Source organism: Pantoea rodasii, assembly GCF_002095465.1.
GTDB classification, from domain to species: Bacteria; Pseudomonadota; Gammaproteobacteria; order Enterobacterales; family Enterobacteriaceae; genus Pantoea; species Pantoea rodasii.
Genome location: NZ_MLFP01000005.1, coordinates 136,724 through 154,356 on the forward strand (window position 1 = coordinate 136,724; position 17,633 = coordinate 154,356).

A 17,633-nucleotide genomic window follows, 5' to 3' on the forward strand; every position below is an offset into this window, starting at 1 on the left:
GTTAAGCCAGAACAATATCTCCGGCTGGAATACAGCTACAACTGAGAATTGTGCCGTCCTCACGCACTGCGCTCTTTTTCAGCGCTTTCACCTCGCCCGATACCAGCGTCATCTTACAGCTGCCACAAATTCCGGCGCGACACGAGTAGGGAATGCGATAGCCCTGCATTTCCAGTTGCTCGAGCAGCACTTGTTGATTATCGCCGGTAAATTCACTGCCCTGATAGCCAATCGTGACTTCGGCCTGCGAGCTGGCTGCGGGTTTGAGAGTCTCGACCACCGCACCCGGCCCGTAAACGCGCGGCGTCTGCCGTTCCACAATCGTCACCCGGTCGCCGACGCGGATCACGCCGCTGTTACGGGCGATTAAATTCAGACCGAAATCGATATCTCCGCTGCCGTCCTGCCCGCTACGAAAACGCTGCAGCGTAGCTAGCGGCTCGCCTTCAGGATGCTTGCGGCCGCTTTCAGTGCCGACCGTGGTAAATACACAGCGGCTGCAGGGCTTGGGCATGTCAAAGGCGATTTCACCAATCTTGATACGCTTCCAGCTATCTTCCTCCCAGGCCGCTGCACCACTCACCACCAGATTGGGGCGGAACTGCTCAACGCGTACGCTGGCCGGACAACGCTGCTGAAGATCCTGCAGCGATGACATATTCACCAGCAGGAAAGGAAATCCATCGGCAAAACTCAGCGGCACGTCATCAAAACGTTTTACACGACGTGTCGGCGTTACACCCGTCCAGCGTAATTGCACCGGGCGAGGGAAGAATTCACTCAGCCAATCATTGATGGCTGCTGGGGCAATCTGCGCGGTGAAACAATTGCCCCAGACTTCTGTGGGCGCCGGTTGTGCGCTGAAGTCGCTGAAGCGGATAAGCGCCTGGCTGCCATCCGGCGCATTTAAAAACAGGCCATCCGGCAGCAGCGCCGGGGTAAAACGCACCATTTCTGGATACTGCCGTGCCGTAATAAAGGTGCCGTCTAATTCGGTCACCATAAAGATGCGATCAAACGCCAGACCGCTCTCCAGCACCTGCGCATGTGACAATTGCAAACCGCGCATAGACTTGACCGGATGGATATAAAGACGGGATAGGGTGATCATCACAACTCCAGGCGGACAAAAAGAAGCTAACTTTATGACATAGGACGCTGATTCGCTATAATGCGCAACAATTTTAGCAAGAGTAAAAAGTGACGATATGAATTCTCTGTTTGCCAGTACGGCGCGTGGGCTCGAAGAGCTGTTGAAAACTGAGCTGGACGCGCTGGGTGCGCAAGATTTGCAGGTGGTGCAGGGCGGCGTCCACTTCCGAGCCGACGACCGTGTGATGTACCAAAGCCTGTTGTGGAGCCGGCTGGCTTCGCGTATTTTGCTGCCGCTGGGAGAATTCGGCATCTGGAGCGATCTCGACCTGTATGTGGGTGCACAAAGCATTCCGTGGACCGAGATGTTCGACACCAACACCAGCTTTGCCATTCACTTTAGCGGCACCAACGAGGTGATTCGTAACAGCCAGTTCGGCGCGTTGCGTATTAAAGATGCCATCGTGGATAGCTTCACCCGTCAAAATCTGGAGCGTCCAAGCGTTGATCGTGAGCAACCTGGCATCCGTATTAATGCGTGGCTGAATAAAGATCGCGTGAGCATTGCGCTGGATTTGAGTGGCGATGCCTTGCATCAGCGTGGTTATCGCCAGCAAACCGGTCCGGCACCGCTAAAAGAAACGCTGGCCGCAGCGATTGTGATGCGCTCGGGTTGGCAGAGCAACACGCCGCTGGTGGATCCGATGTGCGGTTCCGGTACGCTGTTGCTGGAAGCGGCAATGATCGCCTGCGATCGTGCACCTGGCCTGTTGCGTACCCATTGGGGCTTTAACCGCTGGAAAAACCATAACCAGGCGGTATGGCAAGAAGTGCATGGTGAAGCGAAAGAACGCGCACGCATCGGCACCGCAGCAGCGACCGCGCGTTTCTATGGCTACGATAATGATAACCGCGTGCTGGAATCCGCGCGTGCCAATGCGCGTCGTGCTGGCGTGTTCGAACTGTTCACCTTTGCCCAGCAGGATGTCATCAAGCTGAAGAATCCGCTGGCGGGGCAGGAAGTAACCGGCACGGTGCTGAGCAATCCGCCGTATGGTGAGCGTCTGGAAAGCGAACCGGCATTGATTGCGCTACACACGCTGCTGGGACGCATCATGAAGCAGCAGTTTGGTGGCTGGAACCTGTCGCTGTTCAGTGCTTCTCCGGAGCTGCTGAGCTGTTTGCAACTGCGCGCCGATCGCCAGTTCAAAGCCAAAAATGGCCCGCTGGAATGTGTGCAGAAAACTATCAGCTGGCCGCGACCAGCGGTGAAGGCAGCGCGCAGATTGCTGAGGATTTCGCCAACCGTCTGCGTAAGAACCTTAAGAAGTTGGAGAAGTGGGCGAAACAGTCCAACATTGAATGTTATCGCCTGTATGATGCCGATTTGCCAGAATACAACGTCGCGGTAGACCGTTACGGCGAGTGGGTGGTGATTCAGGAATATGCTCCACCGAAAACCGTGGATGCCAATAAAGCGCGCCAGCGTCTGTTCGATGTGATCAGCGCCACCTTAAGCGTGCTGGAGATCCCGGCTAATCGCCTGGTGATGAAAACTCGCGAACGTCAGAAAGGCAAAAATCAGTATCAGAAGCTGGGAGAGAAGGGCGACTTCTTCGAAGTTCAGGAGTTTGACGCGCGTCTGCTGGTCAATCTGACCGATTACCTCGACACCGGTTTGTTCCTCGATCACCGTCTGGCGCGTCAGATGCTGGGCAAGATGAGCGCCGGTAAAGACTTCCTGAACCTGTTTGCCTACACCGGCACCGCCAGTGTGCATGCCGGATTGGGCGGCGCGAAAACCACCACCACCGTCGATATGTCGCGCACCTATCTGGAATGGGCCGAGCGCAACCTGCGCCTGAACGGTCTGACCGGACGTCAACATCGACTGATGCACGCCGATTGCCTGAGCTGGCTGCGTGACAGTGACGAACAGTTTGATTTGATCTTTATCGATCCGCCGACGTTCTCTAACTCTAAACGGATGGAAGACGATTTTGACGTGCAGCGCGATCACATGATGCTGATGCAGAATCTGAAACGTCTGCTGCGTCGCGGTGGCACCATTATGTTCTCGAATAACAAGCGCGGCTTCAAAATGGACCTCGACGGCTTAGCCGGTCTGGGTCTGCAGGCGCAGGAAATTACCCAAAAAACGTTGTCGCAAGATTTCGCACGCAACCGTCAAATTCACAACTGCTGGCTGGTTAGCCACGCCGGTAAGGAATAAGTTTTATGTCACTGATCAGTATCCATGGCGCTTACCTCTCATTCAGCGATGCGCCGCTGTTGGATAACACCGAACTGCACATCGAAGAAGGCGAACGCGTCTGTCTGGTGGGCCGCAACGGTGCCGGTAAATCCACATTAATGAAAATCATCAACGGCGAACAACCGCTGGATGATGGCCGCATTATTTACGAGCAGGATTTGGTGGTTGCACGTCTGCAACAGGATCCACCGCGCAACATCACCGGTTCAGTCTACGATTTCGTGGCTGAAGGCGTTGCGGAGCAGGCTGAGCATCTCAAAGCCTATCACGCGATTTCCCATCTGGTGATGGAAGATCCAAGCGAGAAAAACCTCAACGAAATGGGCCGTCTGCAAACCATTCTGGATCATCAGAATTTGTGGCAGCTGGACAGCCGTATCAATGACGTTTTGCTGCAGATTGGGCTGGAACCCGATACCGAGCTTTCCTCACTCTCCGGCGGCTGGCTGCGTAAAGCCGCGCTGGGCCGTGCGCTGGTGAGCAACCCGCGCGTACTGATGCTCGATGAACCGACTAACCACCTCGATATCGAAACCATCGACTGGCTGGAAACCTTCCTCAAAACCTTTACCGGCAGCATCGTGTTTATCTCGCATGACCGCTCGTTCATTCGCAATATGGCGACGCGTATTGTCGATCTCGACCGCGGTAAACTGGTTTCCTGGCCGGGCAATTACGATCTCTATCTCACCGGCAAAGAAGAAGCGTTGCGCGTTGAAGAGATGCAGAACGCTGAGTTTGACCGCAAATTAGCGCAGGAAGAAGTGTGGATCCGCCAGGGCATCAAAGCGCGACGTACGCGTAATGAAGGTCGTGTGCGTGCGCTGAAAGCCTTACGTAACGAGCGTTCTGAGCGCCGTGAAGTGATGGGCAAAGCCAATATGCAGGTTGGCGAAGCGGCACGCTCGGGCAAGATTGTGTTTGAGATGGAAAACGTCAACTACAGTGTTGATGGCAAAACGCTGGTGCGTGATTTCTCCACCCAGGTGCAGCGCGGCGATAAGATCGCCCTGATTGGCCCGAACGGCTGTGGTAAAACCACCTTACTGCGCCTGATGCTGGATGAGTTAAAAGCGGACAGCGGCCGCGTGCACTGCGGTACCAAGTTAGAGATTGCTTACTTCGACCAGCACCGTGCTGAGTTGGATCCGGATCGCACCGTGATGGATAACCTCGCGGAAGGTAAGCAGGAAGTGATGGTGAACGGTAAGCCGCGCCATGTGCTGGGCTATCTGCAGGACTTCCTGTTCCATCCGAAGCGTGCGATGACGCCGGTGCGTGCATTATCCGGTGGTGAGCGTAACCGCCTGCTGCTGGCACGTTTGTTCCTGAAACCTAGCAACTTGTTGATTCTTGATGAACCGACCAACGACCTCGACGTGGAAACGCTGGAGCTGTTGGAAGAGCTGGTCGATGGCTATCAAGGCACCGTCATGCTGGTGAGCCACGATCGTCAATTCGTGGATAACACCGTGACCGAATGCTGGATCTTTGAAGGCAACGGTGAAGTGGGCGCATTTGTGGGCGGCTATCACGATGCGCAGTTGCAGCGTAGCGCGTATAAGCAATCCAAATCCGCCACGGTGAAAACCTCATCTGCTGCGCCAAAAGCGGCTGATAAAAGTAATGAGCCAAAACGTAGCGCGAACAAACTAAGCTATAACCTGACACGTGAACTGGAACAGCTGCCGCAAAAACTGGAGCAACTGGAAACACGTATTGGCGAACTGCAGGCAAAAATGAGCCATCCGGACTTTTTCAGCCAGCCACACGACAAATCTCAGCCCGTTTTGGATGCGCTCGCGCAAACCGAAAAAGAGCTGGAAGTGGCGTTTGAGCGCTGGGAAGAGTTAGAAGCGCTGAAAAACGGCGCGTAACACAGAGGAAGTCAGTATGTGTGCAACGGATCAGGCGCATCAGTGGATTCTCTGTCCACAGTGTGATTTAACCGTGAAACTGCCTGCCGTGCCGGTGGGCAGTCGCGCGCGCTGTCCACGTTGCCATACCACGCTGACCGCCAACTGGCATGAGCCGCGAAAACGTCCCTCCGGGTACGCTTTCGCGGCACTGTTTATGCTGGTGCTGGCCAATCTTTTTCCCTTCATCAACATGCATGTGGCCGGGCTAAGCAGTCAAATCTCGCTGCTTGAAATTCCCGCGGTCATGGACCGCGAAGATTATCGCAGCCTGGCGACGCTATTTCTGCTGTTCGTGCAGGGGATCCCCGCTTTCTGCATGGTCACCATCCTTCTGTTGGTGAATCGTGTGCGCATGCCGCACAGCCTGCGTCTTGGGCTGGCGCGCATTTTATTCCAGCTGCGCAGTTGGGGTATGGCTGAAATCTTTATGGCGGGCGTGCTGGTGAGTTTCGTGAAACTGATGGCCTATGGCGAGATTGGCCTTGGCAGCAGTTTCTGGCCGTGGTGCATGTTTTGTGTGCTGCAGTTACGTGCCTTTCAATGCGTGGATCGGCGCTGGGTGTGGCAATGCATCAAGCCGTTACCCGCACTGCCGATGGTGCCCAAGGCCGGTATCAGTGGCCTGAAGCAAGGGTTACGCAGCTGTCCATGCTGTACTGCGATATTGCCTGCTGCGCAGGTCGAGTGTCCGCGCTGTGGCGTCGTGGCTGCACCGCGACGCAAACACAGCCTGCAATGGACGCTGGCGCTGTTGATCACTTCGGTGATGCTCTACATTCCCTCCAACATTATGCCGATTATGGTCACTGAGACACTGGGCTCGCAGTATCCCTCGAACATTATGGCCGGGGTGATTCTGCTGTGGAGCGATGGCTCCTGGCCGGTGGCGCTGGTGATATTTATCGCCAGTATTATGGTGCCTACGCTTAAGATGTTGGCGATTGCCTGGCTTTGCTGGCACGCCAGCGGTCGTGGCCGGCGTGATGATGAAAAAATGCACGTGGTGTATGAGGTGGTTGAGTTCGTCGGCCGCTGGTCAATGATTGATGTATTTGTGATTGCCGTTCTCTCCGCCCTGGTGCGGATGGGACAGCTAATGAGTGTTTATCCCGCGCCAGGTGCGCTGCTGTTTGCCATGGTGGTGATTCTTACCATGTTTGCAGCGTTGACCTTTGACCCGCGCCTGATTTGGGATCGACTACGGGAAACTGAACGTAAGGAGCCGCGTCTTGACGGACAACCATCACGGGACTGCTGAGGTCGACCAGATAAAACGCTGGTCACCGGTCTGGATCGTACCTATTGTCACGCTACTCATCGGTGGCTGGATCCTGTTTTATCATTTCAGCCATCAAGGACCGGAAGTGACGTTGATCACTGAAAGTGCTGAAGGCATCGAGGCCGGAAAAACCACCATCAAAAGCCGTAGCGTCAATGTTGGCGTAGTCGAAAGCGCGGTGCTGACTGACGATCTGCATCATGTTGAGATCAAAGCACGTCTGAATTCTGGCATGGAAAAATTGCTGCACGGCGATAGCGTGTTCTGGGTGGTCAAACCGCAGATTGGTCGTGAAGGCATTACAGGTCTCGGCACCTTGCTGTCAGGCGCTTACATCGAACTGCAGCCGGGTGCCAAGGGCGATCAGCCGGAGCATTATCAGCTGCTGGACGCGCCGCCATTGGCCCCACCTGATGCCAAAGGCATTCGTATTACGCTCGACAGCAAAAAGGCCGGACAGCTAAATGCAGGCGATCCGGTGCTGTTCCGCGGCTATCGAGTGGGTACCGTTGAATCCAGCACCTTTGATACCGATAAGCGCATGATGACCTATCAGCTTTTTATCGCCGCACCTTACGACCGTCTGATTACCACCAATGTGCGTTTCTGGAAAGACAGCGGTATCGCCGTAGATATGTCTGCATCTGGCATGCGGGTGGAAATGGGCTCGCTGACCACGCTGTTTAGCGGTGGCGTGAGTTTTGATGTGCCAGATGGCGCAGATCTGGGGCAGATCGCCGAGAACAAAGCGGAATACCATCTGTTTGACGATCAGCGCAGTATTCAGGATTCGTTGTACACCGAGCATACCGATTTCCTGCTGTTCTTTACCGATTCGATTCGCGGCTTGCAGGTCGGCGCACCGGTTGAGTTCCGCGGCATTCGTTTGGGTACCGTCTCGCAAGTGCCTTACACCATTCCGGGTGTCAATCAGGCATTAAATAACGATTATCGGGTTCCGGTGCTGATTCGTATCGAACCGGATCGCTTCGTGAAACGACTGGGTGGCGACTTCAACCTTGAGCAGCATCTGCAGGAAGGTAAGAAACGCGGTCTGCGTGCCACGTTGAAGACAGGCAATCTGCTGTCTGGGGCGCTGTATATCGATCTCGATTTCTACGACAACGCGCCTGTGTTCAAAGGGCCAAACGAAGTCGCGGGGCTGGAAGTGATTCCAACCGTGAGTGGTGGTCTGAGTCAGATTCAACAGAAACTGACCGCGGCACTGGATAAGATCAACGGCTTGCCACTGAATCCAATGATTACCGAGGCAACAGGGACCTTGAAAGAGAGCCAACGCACCATGCAGCAGTTGCAGAAAACGTTGGATAACCTCAATCACATCACGGCCAGCCCAGCGATGAAAACCCTGCCATCTGACATGCAGCAGACGCTCCGCGAATTGAATCGCAGTATGAAAGGACTGCAGCCGGGTTCACCTGCTTACAACAAACTGGTGGGCGATATGCAGCGACTCGATCAGGTACTGCGCGAATTGCAGCCAGTGCTGAAAACGCTGAATACCAAGAGTAACGCCTTGGTGTTTGAAGCTAAACCGGGCCAGGATCCCCAGCCAAAGAGGGCGAAACAGTGAAAAAAGGGCTGATTATCGGTGCGCTGCTCCTGCTGACGGGTTGCAGCAGCACAATTGAGAATACCTATTACCAGCTGCCAGCGGGCACCAATGTTGCTCGCGTCGACAGTGAATCGAGTGGCAATCAGCCGATGATTTGGGTTGAACAGGTTTCGGTGCCCGATTACATGGCGGGCAATGGTTTGGTGTATCAAACCAGCGATGTGAAATATGTGATTGCAGCCAATAATCTGTGGGCCAGCCCGTTGGATCAGCAATTGCAACAAACGCTGATCAGCAACCTCAGTAAAGCGCTGCCGGGACGGATTGTGGCGGGTGCTCCGCTGGGCGAGAGCCATGATACCTTGACGGTGAATGTGACGGGTTTTCAGGGACGTTATGATGGTCAGGTGGTCGTGAGCGGTGAATGGCTGCTGCAACATCAAGGGCGCCTAATCAAACATGGCTTTAATCTGACCCTGCCACAAACCGAAGATGGCTACGATGCGCTGGTGCGCACTCTGGCTATCGGTTGGCAGCAAACGGCACAACAAATCGCAAAAAGTGTCATTTCGCTAAATTAAGATTTGTTCGATGCTTATGCTAAGTCCCTGATTTGCCGTTGTGTGACGGACATCAAATCAGGGGCTTTTTTTATCGTTTAATCAGCCAGATATACACGGAATTGACAATTATCGATGTCGTTTTAACGTCAAATTGATGACATTGGCGTGAATTTTGCGCATTGACCTTTCTTCTGCTTGGGGTTAGAACATTACTGTGGTTGAACATTATATCGCCACTCTTTCTTTCCACCCAGAATCCACCAGACCTGAAATGAGGGAATCGAGGCATGAAGAGACAGAAGAGAGACCGCCTGGAACGAGCACATTCACGAGGCTATCAAGCCGGTATTACGGGCCGCTCAAAAGAGATATGCCCTTATCAAATGATCGATGCGCGGTCTTACTGGTTGGGAGGTTGGCGTCAAGCCATGGAGGACAGGTCGGCGGTGGCCTAGCACTGTCGGATGTCTATAAACGATGGAAGAAACCTCCGCTGCGCGCGGAGGTTTTCGTTTGGGGATTAGAAAGCGGAGGTGTCTTTGAACAGACCGACTTTCAAATCTGTCGCGCTATAAATCAGATTGCCATCGACAAAAACTTCACCGTCAGCCACGCCCATCACCAGTTTGCGGTTGATGACGCGTTTGAAGTGAATTTTATAGGTCACTTTCTTCGCGGTTGGCAGTACCTGGCCGGTAAATTTCACTTCACCCACGCCCAGTGCACGACCTTTACCTTCAGCGCCTAACCAACCGAGGTAAAAACCTACCAGCTGCCACATGGCGTCGAGGCCGAGGCAACCAGGCATTACCGGATCGCCTTTGAAGTGGCAGTCGAAGAACCACAGGTCAGGGCGGATATCCAGTTCGGCTTCCACATATCCTTTGTCAAATTTGCCACCGTCTTCGGTCATCATGACCACACGGTCCATCATCAACATATTGTCAGAGGGAAGCGGCGGGCCATTTTCGCCAAACAGTTCGCCGCGACCTGAGGCAACCAGGTCTTCTTTGCTATAGGATTCGCGTTTATCTACCATGTTCTCAATATGCCTTCTTTTAGTGAAGCCCGAATATTAGCGAACAGTTGTACGCTGAGCAAATCAATCAGCTGTGGTTGAACCAGTTGAGCCAACGGAATGGCCATGGACGATGACGGATTTCCTGCTGATTGAGCTGGGTAATGCGATCCTGAATCATCGTCAGTAGCGACTCACCGCTTTCGGTTTGCCACGCAATTCCCGTCAGCAAGGGCAAGGCTTCATCCACGCTTTCAATCGCCCAGATGTGGAACTGCTCCTGTTTTACCGCATCAACCACGGCTTCGCTCAGGCTTAAATGGCGCACGTTGCTGGCGGGCAGAATGACGCCTTGTTTCCCTGTCAGTTCGCGTGACTGGCAAATGTGGAAGAAGCCTTCGATTTTTTCATTCAAACCGCCGACCGGTTGCACATTTCCAAACTGATCCACTGACCTGTCACGGCAATGTGTTGGCTTAAAGGCTGATTCGCCAATGCGCTGATGAGTGCGCACAGTTCGGCCAGCGAGGCGCTATCACCATCCACTTCGGAATAGGATTGCTCAAACACCAACGAGGCAGAGAAGGGCAGTTGCTGCTCCAGCTCCAGCTCGGCAATCAGATAGGCCTGCATAATCATCATGCCTTTCGCATGAATGTTGCCGCCCAGTTCGGCTTTACGCTCAACATCGGTGAACTCGCCATCACCGGGATGGACCACACAGGTAATACGTGACGGCTCGCCCCATGGACGTGGATGGCCAGGGAATTCCACCACAGACAGACCATTGATCTGTCCCACCACTTCACCATCGGTTTCAATCATAATTTGATTGAGCAGAATTTCATCGCGCATACGATCGGCAAGATAGCTCTCGCGCCACTCGCGTGCTTCCAGCGCTTCTTTCAACGCTTCGGCATTGATATTGTCACCGTGCAGTGCGGTTTCCTGCAATTGACGGCGTAACCAGCGTGGGCAGAGCGGCAGCGTGTCCTGGTCACCGGTGAAGCGGACGGCTTCTGTGATCAACAATGGCCAGAAATCGGCTTCAGGATGCTCCAGACCGGCTTGTTCTGCCTGAGTGAGCGTCCACTGGCACCAAAAGGTCATATCCTCTTCATCGTTGATCTGTAGGTTCTCTTCGAACTCACTGTAGAGTGCCATTTCATGCACTTCTGCATCCAGCTCCTGGAAGCTGGCCAACGCATCACGTTCTCCGCACAAAATCAGACGCAGTTGCAGTGGAAGAGAAGGGATCGCCACCGGTAGCGGCTGACGCTCGTCTTGCGAGTACCAGTCAAAGCGACCTTGTTCGATGCACTTACGCAGGCGCAGCCACAGCAGCGGCTGAGCCAGCAAGGTGCTGACTGAGAGGATTAACGTGCCACCATTGGCTTGATGAATCAGACCGGGTTCGGGTTGGATGCGATCTTTATATTGGCGAACGCAACCAAACAGCTGTTCAGACTCAATCCAGTCGGCGAAGTGGACGCCGCCCTGGCTGGTGAACGGGCGATTAGCATCGCTGGGTGGCATCAGGCTGACGGTATCGCCCATCACATGGTAGTCACCGCCGTACAGAACGCTCTCTTCTGGCTGGAAGCGCTGTGCAGCTTCTGCGATGCAGGCGAGATAATCGCTGTTTTCCTGACTGCGCAACAGCAGCAGAGGAAAGCCAAGAGTTTGATGATGCAAATGCGCCAGCGCATTCAGCAGACGCGGCTGAACCGCGGCAAGACTATCGCTATCTTCCAGTGAGACGTTTGAAAAAATGGATTGGTAGCGGATGCTATCCGGCTGCAGGGCTTGCCACGTAATTTGAGTGCTGGTCAAAATATTCGCATTAGTCTTATTTAGGAAAAGCGCGATTATACAGGAATCGACCTGGTTAAGCACTGCGGAGTTCCAGCCCGAAATGTGATGACCGCAACATGTTTTTCCTTGCTGCATCCGGGAAAAAAGCTGTTATTCTTAGTTTGTTACGTGATCACGATGAGATTCCGATGAAATACCAGCAACTCGAAAATCTTGAAAGTGGATGGAAGTGGAAATACCTGGTGAAAAAGCATCGGGAGGGTGAATTGATCACCCGTCATCTTGAACTTAGTGCTGCGCAGGTCGCAGTCGATTCATTGCTGGCAATGGAAAATAGCCCTGTGGAGGTGGCGGAATGGATTGCTCAGCATATTCATCCGGACCTCGAGAATCGCCTCAAGCAGACTATTCGTGCCCGGCGCAAGCGCCACTTCAATGCTGAACATCAGCATACGCGCAAGAAATCCATCGATTTGGAATATCTGGTGTGGCAACGACTGGCCGGATTAGCACAGCGCCGCAGCAATACGCTGTCAGAAACCATTGTGCAGTTAATTGAAGATGCAGAGCGCAAAGAGAAGTATGCCAGCCAGATGTCGACCCTCAAGCAAGACTTGCAGGCGATTCTGGGGAAAGGTGGTTCGGAAAACGAGTAACGTTATTTTTAGCTGTTTAAAGAGATAAAAAAAACCCCGCCGAAGCGGGGTTTTTTACTGCGTGATAACTTAAGCCTGTGGCTGAGTTACAACGTCTTTGATACCTTTCACGTCGATTTCAACGCGACGGTCTGGCGCCAGGCAGTCGATCAGGGCATTACGGCCTTTCACGCTGTCACAGGTGTTGCCAGTAACTGGGTTAGATTTGCCCATACCGCGTGCAGAGATCTTGTTAGAAGGGATACCTTTAGATACCAGGTAATCCACTACAGACTGAGCACGTTTCTCAGACAGTTTCTGGTTGTACTGCTCTGAACCGATGCGGTCAGTGAAGCCCAGTACGACAACAGAACCGTCTTTAGGATCCATTGAGCTCAGCTGGCTGTACAGCTGATCCAGAGCCTGCTGGCCTTCTGGCTTCAGGGTCGCTTTGTTGAAGGTGAACAGTACGTCAGACTTCAGGGTGAAACGCTTGGTTTCAACAACTGGCGCTGGAGCAGGTGCTGGAGCAACAACTGGTGCTGCTGCTTCATCCTGACCGAAACGGTAAGAAACGCCGACGCTCAGCATGCTGTTGTCTGGACGCGCACCAACGGTACCTGCGTCACCGATGTTGTTAACCCACTGGTAGTCCAGGCGAGTTGCCCAGTTCTTGGTCAGTGCGTATTCAACACCAACAGCAGCCAGCGGAGAAACGCCGGTGTCATGGTTGCTGATACGGTCGCCAGTGTTCAGGTTAGCTTGCTTAGAGTCTGCACGCCATACCATGCCGCCCAGACGGGTGTACACGTCCAGATCGTCAGTGATTGGGTAGCTCAGTTTAGCTGCCAGCTGAACGCCCTGTGCTTTGAATGCGCCATTTACCTGGTCGCCTTTGTTAGGCATACGGCCTAACCAGTCGTAACCCAGCTCGAAGCCCAGGTACGGGTTAGCCTGATAGCCCAGGAAAGCACCTGCGCCCAGCTGTGATTCGTGAGTAGGACCGTCGTTGTTCGCGTAACCGTTACCGTAGTAACCAGTATCGTGATACTGAGACCAGCCCAGTTTAGCACCGGTGTACCAGGTGTTATCTTTCGGTGCGGCCTGCGCTACGGTAGCGAAGCCAGCCAGTGCCACTGCAATTGCGATAGCTGTCTTTTTCATTTTTGCGCCTCGTTATCATCCAAATAGGCAATGAGCAAAAAGGTTGCTCTTTGTGTTAATCCTTCGCCGGGTCTGAACGCTCGCTTTTGACTCTACCGAAAAAACGGAGGTTATTGAGCACCCTGGCGAGATAAAGTCTACAACGAGATTGGAAAGTTACAAGTATGATGTGAGGCCAGTCAGTAAAAAACAGCGATTTATACACACATTTTAACAAATCACATGGCAAAATCTTCGCTTACTGATTGAGAAAATACGGCTAAACCATTGTCAAAGCTGGCGGTGTAAGAATCAGTGGCTTAGCAGCATCCAGTAGAAAAAAAAGCGTGAGAAAATTCCTGGTTTTACTTAATGAAACAAATCTGACGGAATTTTTGACGAGTTTGGTTGTCTGGACAAGACGCGATCATGACCTTGAGGACGCATAATCAAACCCAACGCCTCACCTTCCGCCGCTGCCAATTCAAGTTCAAAACGCTCTTCATCATTCAATTCATACGGAATCCAGGCCAATACGACACTGTAATTTCCAGTGCGCAGCGCTTTGACCATACTTTCCACCGTACTGAGTCGTTCAGACTCGTTGATATGCATACTTTTCTCTAGCGGCAAACCTGACTGCTGCATCCAGCTACGATTAATCTTGTGTGCCGGTGTTAACCACAACTGCCAGCGAGATTGCTCACTGAGCTGCTTTAAGACTGGCAAGAGCAGCAACTGCATCATACCGGGTTGTTCGCTGTAACGCAGTTCAGTAATTCCACCCAGAGAAGGCTGCGTCAAGCTTGAAGAAGCAAAACGTTGAGAACGATCAGCAAGGCCAGAGAATTGAGTACGCATAATTTAATCACTCAGTAATGAACTGTATGAATATACAGTAATGTCTTCCTGGATAAAGATCAACCTCATTTTCTGAAAACACCTCGCAAATTGTGCACAACGTATCCACTAAACGCTTTTATTCATTGAACAGCTAATAGGTTTTTTCTATCTTCTAACCAGATGAAAATCCAGGGTTTTAAGGAGTTTTCTCGGATGAGAATTCACGGAAAGGAGCTGTAATGAAAACCAACAATCCGCTAGTTAAACAATCAAAAGCGCAGTTAGCGCCGTTAGGAAAGATCGAGTCTCGTACGCAATTTGGAGGCTACGCACTCACAGTAGAAAAGGTGATTTTTGCCTACATCAATGAAGACGCGCTCTACCTGCGCGCCAGTGAAGCGCTGCAGGTTTACCACACTCAACGCACCCTCGAGCCGCTGGTGTATCGCAAACGCGGCATGCCTGTGCAGCTCAATTACTTCAAGGTGGATGACACGTTGTGGCAGGACTCAGAGCAGCTTTTGCAGCTTTCTGCCAGTGCGTTGCGCGCCGCTCAACAAGAATTGGCCACCCGCTCAGTGACGCTACGTTTAAAAGATTTGCCTAATCTCAGCCTGCGTATGGAGATGATGCTACATAAGGTCGGGATCAGTTCAGTGCGGTTGTTGTATGAAATGGGGTCGCGTCAAAGCTGGCTCAAACTGCGTGCGGTTAATAAACACATCGGTTTGAAAACTTTAATGGCGCTGGAAGGGGCGATCTCCGGGCATCATCAGGCGGCATTGCCAACGGCGATCAGGGAAGAGCTTTATGCGTGGTATGTAAAGACGCTCCACCGCACAAACACGGTGGAGCAGGCTTAACGTTAATGACTGGATAATGTGCGGCGCAGGCGGGCAATTTCAGGCAGCAGGGCAATCAGTAATCCCAACTGCTGCATCACCAGCGGCGCCTGCACTTCCAGACTGTTTTTAATCTCACTCAACCGCTGCAAGACTTGCTGCTGCATCGCGCATGCCTGCTCATCGCTAACGCGTTCAATTTGCAGTACATCTTCAACGAAGCATACGGCATCATCTAACACCTGCAGCAGGATAGGATCGGTGAGTTGTTCACGATGCGCACCCAGCGCAGAGATATAGCTCAGGAAGGAGTGATTGAGGCACAGCAGCCGAAATGCGTTTTCACGTAACGGCTGCTGCAGCTTTAGCTCACTGCTCATGTTCGATACCACCGATGCCAGCTCCGCATCCGCATTATGTGCATCGCGGCGCGCCACACGATAGGTCAGGCGGTTATCTTTGCCTTGATGATATTGCTCCATGATGGCATCGAGGTAACGACAGTTAGCTGTCAACGTGCGATCTGCCACCGCGCTGATCTTACGAAAACGCCAATCGGGCCAGACAAATGCCACTGCCATCCAGGCCAGTCCACAACCGAGCAGCGTGTCAACGATGCGCGGCAGAGCCACTTCGAAGCCTTCGCCAAGCAGATTGAAACACAGCAGGACCAACAAGGTGATAAACAACGTTGCCTGTGCATATTGAATCTGGCGGAAGGCAAAAAACAGCACACCGCTCAGCACGATCAAAATCAGCTGCCCTTCAATCGAAGGCACTAACCACAATACCGGCAAACCGATGGCCACACCGACGACCGTTCCGCCGATACGGAGAGCAAGCCGACGCCGTGTCGCATTGTAGTTGGGCTGACAGACAAACAGGCTGGTGAGCAAAATCCAGTAGCCGCGATGCAGGCCGGTAATCTGTATGAAGGCATACCCCACGCAAAGCACCAGCGACATGCGCACGGCATGGCGAAACAGTGCCGAACCTGGACTCAGATGACGACTTAATCTCAGCCGGATATCGGCCCAGCCGCTCAAACCTTCACGTGAAAGATGATGATCGGCGGAGGTCGCCGGTTCAGCCAGGGCCTGCTCAGACTCAATAGATGCCAGTTGCGCATCAATCGCACGTAAATTACGCAATAACCAAAACAGCGCACGGATATGCGGGTCTTGCGGGTCATTGTGTTGTAAGCGTTCAAGCGCCGTTTCCAGTCGAGCAAAAGTGCGTTCAAAACTGCTGTCATGATGCCATGGCTGTCGCAACAAAATGTTTTCAGCCAGCTTACGACAAGCCTGAGCCTGCTTATTCAACAGGCGCTGAAAGCGGAACAACACTTCATTGTAGCGCCAGTCGTCGCGTAACAGGTGATACTGGAGATGCGATGAACTGGCACGCTCGTGGATGTCCTGAGCGACAAAGTAGTAGTGCAAGCTGCGACGCGTGCTGCGTGAACCACGATCGCCGCGTAAACGGCTCTGAATGGTAGTTTTGGTTTGATTCAGTTGTGCTACTAACTGGCTGTTAACCATCGCCGTTGCAATGGTACTGGCATCATCCTGTTCACCCGCATCCGGATCGAACAGATTGGCCTTGGCATCCAGATAACTCGCTAATTGCGAGAAACTGGCTGCCAGTTGCTCCTGTACCGGCCGCACAGGAAAGATCAAATGGCCGATGAATGTCAGCAGGTTGTACCACAAGGCACCAATCAGCAGCAGCGCGGGCTGCATCCACCATTGGGGGAACAATCCAATACCCAACATGGTGTAGACGGCAATCAACAACGCACCAAATGCGATGGTGGCATAACGCTGCCCCAATGCGCCAAGCAGAATGAAGCCCCAGCTAGAGAGCGCTAAACCGACAGCAAAGGCCCACGGATAGGGAAAGAGCAACTCAACCGATACCGAAGCAATGCAAAAACAGACCAGCGTAATCATCAGATTGCGCAGGCGGCCAGTCCATCGGTCATCAAGATCGGCCAGCGCCGCCGCCACCACGCCAAGTGTTAACGGTATGGTCCACTCGATTTGCTGCAGCCACCATGGCACGGCGGCACAGCCCGCCAGTGAGAAGAAGATGCGCAGTAAATAACGCAGACTGCTATTGAACAGATAACGTCGCCATCCCGGCATAGCGTTCATAAGCATCAGTGAACCGCCTCAGTAGCGACGTCGAGCGTTAACTTCGCGTGCAGCCTGGGCCTCTTCCACCGACACCACACGGCGTCCGACGGGCCAGAGGGCAATGGCGGCAATTTTAAAGTTAGCAATGCCCACCGGAATACCGATGATGGTCAGGCATTGAAGAATGCCGGCAGAGATGTGCATCAAACAGAGCCACCAGCCAAAGAATACCAGCCAGAAAATATTGAGAAAGGTTCCGCCGGCATTCAGGACATGACTTTTACTGTCGGGCCGCAGCACATCAATATGTACCGCTTCATTGCCAAAAGGCAGCAGCGAAAGTTTGGTGATTTCCCAGCAGGATCGCGTTAAAGGCAGAGTAAATATCAGCACAATGCTGACCAGTGTGGCAAACAGCCAGCTAAGGGTGGTGAACACACCACCGAGAACGAAGTTAAGAATATTCAGTACGGTGCGCATAACACGATTTTCCTT

13 protein-coding genes and 2 pseudogenes are annotated in these 17,633 nt (G+C 53.0%); 8 read left to right on the forward strand and 7 right to left on the reverse strand.

The genetic code is table 11. The features are described from left to right. Position 1 precedes the first annotated feature (1 nt). Entirely contained in the window at positions 2 to 1,111 is a 1,110-nt protein-coding gene (locus HA45_RS08865) for a YcbX family protein (protein ID WP_100702616.1), read from the reverse strand. 97 nt (positions 1,112 to 1,208) lie between these two features. Here HA45_RS08865 and rlmKL point away from each other — a divergent pair. The 6 genes and pseudogenes from rlmKL (at position 1,209) to rmf (ending at position 9,159) form a co-directional block, all read left to right on the forward strand. Beyond that, positions 1,209 to 3,325: pseudogene (gene rlmKL, locus HA45_RS08870) on the forward strand (bifunctional 23S rRNA (guanine(2069)-N(7))-methyltransferase RlmK/23S rRNA (guanine(2445)-N(2))-methyltransferase RlmL). Between the two features lie 5 nt (positions 3,326 to 3,330). Beyond that, complete coding sequence (locus tag HA45_RS08875) at positions 3,331 to 5,244, forward strand: ABC transporter ATP-binding protein (protein WP_100702618.1); 1,914 nt, start codon at positions 3,331 to 3,333, stop codon at positions 5,242 to 5,244. A gap of 16 nt (positions 5,245 to 5,260) precedes the next feature. Next, positions 5,261 to 6,544 carry a membrane integrity-associated transporter subunit PqiA gene (gene pqiA, locus HA45_RS08880; RefSeq protein WP_100702619.1) on the forward strand — a complete coding sequence of 428 codons (1,284 nt, stop codon included), beginning with the start codon at positions 5,261 to 5,263 and terminating at the stop codon, positions 6,542 to 6,544. Beyond that, entirely contained in the window at positions 6,516 to 8,159 is a 1,644-nt protein-coding gene (gene pqiB, locus HA45_RS08885; protein ID WP_100702620.1) for an intermembrane transport protein PqiB, read from the forward strand. Before pqiA ends, pqiB begins: the two co-directional genes overlap by 29 nt. Then, a complete protein-coding gene (pqiC, locus tag HA45_RS08890) occupies positions 8,156 to 8,722 on the forward strand; it encodes a membrane integrity-associated transporter subunit PqiC (protein ID WP_100702621.1) in 567 nt (188 codons plus the stop codon). The genes pqiB and pqiC overlap by 4 nt, the downstream gene beginning before the upstream one ends. Before the next feature lie 269 nt (positions 8,723 to 8,991). After that, a complete protein-coding gene (gene rmf, locus HA45_RS08895; RefSeq protein ID WP_007887362.1) occupies positions 8,992 to 9,159 on the forward strand; it encodes a ribosome modulation factor in 168 nt (55 codons plus the stop codon). A gap of 65 nt (positions 9,160 to 9,224) precedes the next feature. On the opposite strand, the gene fabA is transcribed toward rmf, so the two are convergent. Beyond that, the gene (gene fabA / locus HA45_RS08900) at positions 9,225 to 9,743 is read right to left on the reverse strand and encodes a bifunctional 3-hydroxydecanoyl-ACP dehydratase/trans-2-decenoyl-ACP isomerase (RefSeq protein WP_100702622.1); all 519 of its coding nucleotides are present in this window, start codon (positions 9,741 to 9,743) and stop codon (positions 9,225 to 9,227) included. Between the two features lie 67 nt (positions 9,744 to 9,810). Next, positions 9,811 to 11,672 (reverse strand): annotated as a pseudogene (locus tag HA45_RS08905) (AAA family ATPase). A gap of 53 nt (positions 11,673 to 11,725) precedes the next feature. Between HA45_RS08905 and matP the strand changes: the two are divergent. Then, positions 11,726 to 12,193 carry a macrodomain Ter protein MatP gene (gene matP, locus HA45_RS08910; RefSeq protein ID WP_143808500.1) on the forward strand — a complete coding sequence of 156 codons (468 nt, stop codon included), beginning with the start codon at positions 11,726 to 11,728 and terminating at the stop codon, positions 12,191 to 12,193. A gap of 69 nt (positions 12,194 to 12,262) precedes the next feature. Here the strand turns inward: matP and ompA are convergent, their stop codons facing one another. Beyond that, a complete protein-coding gene (ompA, locus tag HA45_RS08915) occupies positions 12,263 to 13,336 on the reverse strand; it encodes a porin OmpA (protein WP_100702625.1) in 1,074 nt (357 codons plus the stop codon). Positions 13,337 to 13,684: 348 nt separating this feature from the next. Next, a complete protein-coding gene (gene sulA, locus HA45_RS08920; RefSeq protein WP_100702626.1) occupies positions 13,685 to 14,176 on the reverse strand; it encodes an SOS-induced cell division inhibitor SulA in 492 nt (163 codons plus the stop codon). Positions 14,177 to 14,397: 221 nt separating this feature from the next. Here sulA and HA45_RS08925 point away from each other — a divergent pair, with 221 nt between their 5' ends. Beyond that, positions 14,398 to 15,021, forward strand: a complete 624-nt coding sequence (locus HA45_RS08925) for a TfoX/Sxy family DNA transformation protein (RefSeq protein ID WP_100702627.1) — start codon at positions 14,398 to 14,400, stop codon at positions 15,019 to 15,021. 2 nt (positions 15,022 to 15,023) lie between these two features. Here HA45_RS08925 and yccS read toward each other — a convergent pair whose 3' ends face one another. Continuing rightward, the gene (gene yccS / locus HA45_RS08930) at positions 15,024 to 17,162 is read right to left on the reverse strand and encodes a YccS family putative transporter (protein WP_100702628.1); all 2,139 of its coding nucleotides are present in this window, start codon (positions 17,160 to 17,162) and stop codon (positions 15,024 to 15,026) included. A 12-nt stretch (positions 17,163 to 17,174) separates the two neighbouring features. Beyond that, positions 17,175 to 17,618: a YccF domain-containing protein gene (locus HA45_RS08935; protein WP_100702629.1), complete on the reverse strand. Its 444-nt coding sequence runs from the start codon at positions 17,616 to 17,618 to the stop codon at positions 17,175 to 17,177. Positions 17,619 to 17,633 lie beyond the last annotated feature (15 nt).

Coding starts and splice junctions, on each gene's coding strand:
- HA45_RS08865 (WP_100702616.1), bottom strand. CDS start 1,111: ATGATCACCCTATCCCGTCTTTATATCCATCCGGTCAAGTCTATGCGC.
- HA45_RS08875 (WP_100702618.1), top strand. CDS start 3,331: ATGTCACTGATCAGTATCCATGGCGCTTACCTCTCATTCAGCGATGCG.
- pqiA (WP_100702619.1), top strand. CDS start 5,261: ATGTGTGCAACGGATCAGGCGCATCAGTGGATTCTCTGTCCACAGTGT.
- rmf (WP_007887362.1), top strand. CDS start 8,992: ATGAAGAGACAGAAGAGAGACCGCCTGGAACGAGCACATTCACGAGGC.
- fabA (WP_100702622.1), bottom strand. CDS start 9,743: ATGGTAGATAAACGCGAATCCTATAGCAAAGAAGACCTGGTTGCCTCA.
- matP (WP_143808500.1), top strand. CDS start 11,726: ATGAAATACCAGCAACTCGAAAATCTTGAAAGTGGATGGAAGTGGAAA.
- ompA (WP_100702625.1), bottom strand. CDS start 13,336: ATGAAAAAGACAGCTATCGCAATTGCAGTGGCACTGGCTGGCTTCGCT.
- sulA (WP_100702626.1), bottom strand. CDS start 14,176: ATGCGTACTCAATTCTCTGGCCTTGCTGATCGTTCTCAACGTTTTGCT.
- HA45_RS08925 (WP_100702627.1), top strand. CDS start 14,398: ATGAAAACCAACAATCCGCTAGTTAAACAATCAAAAGCGCAGTTAGCG.
- yccS (WP_100702628.1), bottom strand. CDS start 17,162: ATGCTTATGAACGCTATGCCGGGATGGCGACGTTATCTGTTCAATAGC.
- HA45_RS08935 (WP_100702629.1), bottom strand. CDS start 17,618: ATGCGCACCGTACTGAATATTCTTAACTTCGTTCTCGGTGGTGTGTTC.